Here is a 3,533-nt window from a genome sequence, read left to right as displayed (position 1 = left end):
TGTCGGGGTGGGGGTGGGTGTCGGGGGTTGGTCGGGTGCCTGGGCGGTGCGGATCTCGTCGGGTCCGGGGGTGGCGCGGATCTCGTCGGGTGCCAGGCCGTCGCATCTTCCGTGCCGGGCCGTCGCGAATCTCGTCGGGTGCCCGGCCGCCTCTGCTTCCGTGCCTGGCCGTCGTCGCGCGGCCTCCGACGGGTACACGCCGTCACGGATCGCGTCAGGCACCGGGGCGGCGCGGCCTCCGACGGGCACCACGGGCATCGCGGAAATTCGTCAGGTGCCCGGCCGTCGCGGCTTGTGTCGTCCTCGGGGTCCTCACAGTTCCCGGCCATCTGCCGCAGAGCCACTCCTGGTAGCTTGCCGCTGTCGCCGCGGCGACCGGATCCGGCCACAGCTTTGGGAGACCTCCAGTGACTACGGCGAGTACGGCGACTACGGCGATGACGGCACAGCCCGTGACCAGGGCTTCCTCCGCCCGCCCACGCATACGCGTCGCGGCCGCGGCGGCCGGGCTCGCGGCGGCGCTCGTGCTGACCGGGTGCAGCAGTGACGACGGCGGCTCCGACACCAAGGAGTCGTCGGCCGCCCCGGCCCCGACGGACAGCGCGGACAGCGGTGGCGCCGGGGACTCCTCCGGCGCCAAGACCGAGCTGCAGGGCAACTGGCTGGCCACGACCGACGGCAAGGCCGTCGCCCTGTTCGTCAACGGCGACGAGGTCGCCGTCTTCGTGAACACGTCGGTATGCAGCGGCAAGGTCTCCGACGCGGCGAACATGCAGATGATCAGCCTCAAGTGCCAGGACGGCAGCGACGATCGCACCGAGGGCATGGTGGACAAGGTCAGCTCCAAGTCCCTCACGATCACGTGGGAGGGCGGCGTGGGCAAGGAGACGTTCCAGAAGGCCGCGGGGTCACTGCCGTCCGGACTGCCGACGGACCTGCCCACGGCGAGCGCCGGGTCGTAGAGCAGGCTTGGATCCGGTCGCGGATCCGGTCGCGGATCCGGGTCGCGGATCCGGTCGTGATCAGGTTGTGGATCCGGTCGTGATCAGGTTGTGGATCCGGTCGTGATCAGGTTGTGGATCCGGTCTACGGCGAGCCGTGGATCGTAGATCATGTGTCGGACGGGCCGCGGAACCTCCGGGTTTCGTGGCCCGTTCGCACTTTCACACCGTCACCGGCTGTGCTGTGACAGCCACGAACTCCACCGGGAACTCCATGCGCACCGCTCCGACCGCCATCGCCGCCGCCCTCCTCGCGGCCCTCACGCTGACCGCCTGTGGCGGGGGTGACGGAAGTGACGGAGGTGACGGAGGCGGTGACGGCAGGACCGGCCCCGCCACCGCCACCGCCGACAGCGGCAAGCAAGGCGCCTGTACGGCCGCGCAGGCCGGCTTCGAGGTCGGGCCCAGCAGCGCCGCACCGGCCGCCGGCGACGAGGGTGCCGTGCCGGTCACCGTCACCAACAAGGGCAAAGCCGCCTGCACGCTGAAGGGCCTCGCCGGGGTCGACCTGTTCGCCGGCGACAAGTCCTGGGCACTCCAGCCACAGGAGGGCGCGTCCGAGGACACCGAGGCGACGCTGGAGGCCGGTCAGTCGATGACCTTCACCATCGCCTACGTGCGCGGGGTCGCCGGTGACACGGAGAAGAGCGCCGCGGTGGACCAGCTGAAGCTCACCCTGCCCGGAGACAGCAAGGTCAGCAGCTTCAAGTGGCCGGACCCCGAGGTCGCGGTCAAGTCCGAGAGCACGCTGGAGGCCACGGTGGGGCCGTTCCTGCCGGCGGGCGACTGAGCCCCAGCGTCCGGGTCATGACGGCAGCCGGGGCCGCGCCTTGACCTGGGCACGGTCCGCTGCCTCCGCCCCCTGCTGCCAGCCGGCCAGGTCGCTGACTCCCCGGACGCGGGTGGTGACCGTGTCCGGGAACATGCGGGTGAACTGCTCGCGGACGGCGACGCCGCGGGCGGCGAGGACGGGCAGGAGGTCCTGCTCCGGGGCGCCCGCCCCCTGCGGACCCGCGCCTTCGGCCTCCGCCTCGGCGACCTGGGCCTCGGCGACCTCGGCCAGCCGGTCCCCTATCCGGTGGGCGTAGGCGGCCAGGAAGGACTGCCGGAAGGTCTTGGTCCGCTTGCGGCCGCCCCTGCGCTGGGCGGCCTCCGCCTTCGTCATCGCCGTGGTGGCCTGGACGAGGAGCGAGGTGTGGAGCAGTTCGACGACCTCCAGGTCGGCCTCGAAACCGACGACCGTGGAGAACCCGAGGTCGTCGTTCCAGACGGTCTCGCAGCGGTTGGCCCGCGCCACTGCGTCGAGGAGCACCGCCTTGGCCGTCTCGTACGGCGGTTCGACGCCGATCCGGCAGGCGCCGGGCGTGTTCTTGCTGTGCGCGCGGGCCGCCAGCAGCGCCTCGTCGATGCTGTGCCGCGCCATCAGCTCCTGCGCCTTCGCGCTGAGGGCCTCCGCCTCCTCCGGGAAGCCCGTCGCCTCCGCCTTGGCGAGGAGCGCGCGGATACGGCCGAGCATGCGGGATTCGGGGTGGGGCGAGTTCTTGGCGTCACCGGCCGCCTGCGGGTGGTCCAGCGGTTCGAGCGTGGGCAGGCGCAGGAGGAGGCGGTACAGCTCCAGGGCCGTGGTGGCGTACGAGAAGCGGTCCGTGCGGGTGGGGTGTGCGGCGAGTTCCCCGACCTCGTCGAGCTGGGCGGTCCAGCGGGGGCCGCGTGGTGACCGCCGGTTCCCCTCCGTCGCCCTCTGCTCCTGCTCCCGCTCGTGCTCCTCGACGACGAGGACCGCGAGGAGACGTACGTGCTCGTCCTCCAGCTCGCGCCGCACGAAGCGTACGACGTCGGCGGGCTGCCAGCCGCGCCGCCAGGCCCCGGCGACGAACTCCCGTCCGCGCCGGGCGAGTTCCGCGTCGGCCGCCGGGTCGGCGGCGAGCAGGGAGGCCCCGGTGTCCAGGGCGGCGTCGGTGTCGGCGTAGAGGGCCGCTTCGAAGGCGCGGTCCACCGTGCTGGTCGTACTCACGTGTTCGATCGTGTCATGAGGCGCGGTCGTGTCATGTGGCGCGGGGAGGTAGGGCCGGCCATACCCCCGGGACACCGCCCAGTGGTCGTGTGCGGGCGGGGCGCGGACGGTTCGCTTGGGGCATGACCACGACAGCGGTAGCAGAGGCAGGAAAGACGGGGGTCGCGGCCGTACGCGTACGGGGCCTGCGGCGGTCGTACGGGGAGGTCGTCGCCCTCGACGGGGTGGACCTCGACTTCGGGGCCGGGACCTTCACGGCGGTGATGGGGCCGTCGGGGTCGGGGAAGTCGACGCTGTTGCAGTGTGCGGCGGGGCTGGACCGGCCGTCGGACGGGACCGTGCGGGTCGACGGGGTGGAGCTGGCCGGGCTCGGCGAGCGGCGGCTGACGCTGCTGCGCCGGGAGCGGATCGGTTTCGTGTTCCAGGCCTTCAACCTCCTCCCCTCCCTCACCGCCGCGCAGAACGTCGCCCTGCCGCTGCGGCTCGCCGGGCGGCGGCCCCCGCGCGGGGCGGTGCGC

General features: G+C 72.7%; 4 protein-coding genes and 1 pseudogene. 3 read left to right on the top strand and 2 right to left on the bottom strand.

The window, feature by feature from the left end; all coding sequences use genetic code 11:
* Nucleotides 1–222: pseudogene (locus AWZ10_RS53260) on the bottom strand (hypothetical protein); the annotation flags it as partial.
* A gap of 215 nt (nucleotides 223–437) precedes the next feature.
* Here AWZ10_RS53260 and AWZ10_RS42355 point away from each other — a divergent pair.
* Together AWZ10_RS42355 and AWZ10_RS42350 are read left to right on the top strand one after the other, a co-directional pair.
* Entirely contained in the window at nucleotides 438–962 is a 525-nt protein-coding gene (locus AWZ10_RS42355) for a hypothetical protein (RefSeq protein ID WP_060893785.1), read from the top strand.
* 223 nt (nucleotides 963–1,185) lie between these two features.
* Nucleotides 1,186–1,791 carry a DUF4232 domain-containing protein gene (locus AWZ10_RS42350; RefSeq protein WP_234361104.1) on the top strand — a complete coding sequence of 202 codons (606 nt, stop codon included), beginning with the start codon at nucleotides 1,186–1,188 and terminating at the stop codon, nucleotides 1,789–1,791.
* 15 nt (nucleotides 1,792–1,806) lie between these two features.
* Here the strand turns inward: AWZ10_RS42350 and AWZ10_RS42345 are convergent, their stop codons facing one another.
* The gene (locus AWZ10_RS42345; RefSeq protein ID WP_046709491.1) at nucleotides 1,807–3,015 is read right to left on the bottom strand and encodes a DUF2786 domain-containing protein; all 1,209 of its coding nucleotides are present in this window, start codon (nucleotides 3,013–3,015) and stop codon (nucleotides 1,807–1,809) included.
* Between the two features lie 122 nt (nucleotides 3,016–3,137).
* Here AWZ10_RS42345 and AWZ10_RS42340 point away from each other — a divergent pair.
* The coding region (locus AWZ10_RS42340) for an ATP-binding cassette domain-containing protein (RefSeq protein WP_159058562.1) at nucleotides 3,138–3,533 on the top strand (396 nt) is incomplete at its 3' end.

Origin of the sequence: Streptomyces europaeiscabiei (assembly GCF_001550375.1) — a bacterium.
GTDB classification, from domain to species: domain Bacteria; phylum Actinomycetota; class Actinomycetes; order Streptomycetales; family Streptomycetaceae; genus Streptomyces; species Streptomyces europaeiscabiei.
The sequence above is the reverse complement of the archived record's forward strand: the minus strand, read 5'-3'. Positions and strand labels throughout refer to the sequence as shown.

Coding starts and splice junctions, on each gene's coding strand:
- AWZ10_RS42355 (WP_060893785.1), top strand. CDS start 438: ATGACGGCACAGCCCGTGACCAGGGCTTCCTCCGCCCGCCCACGCATA.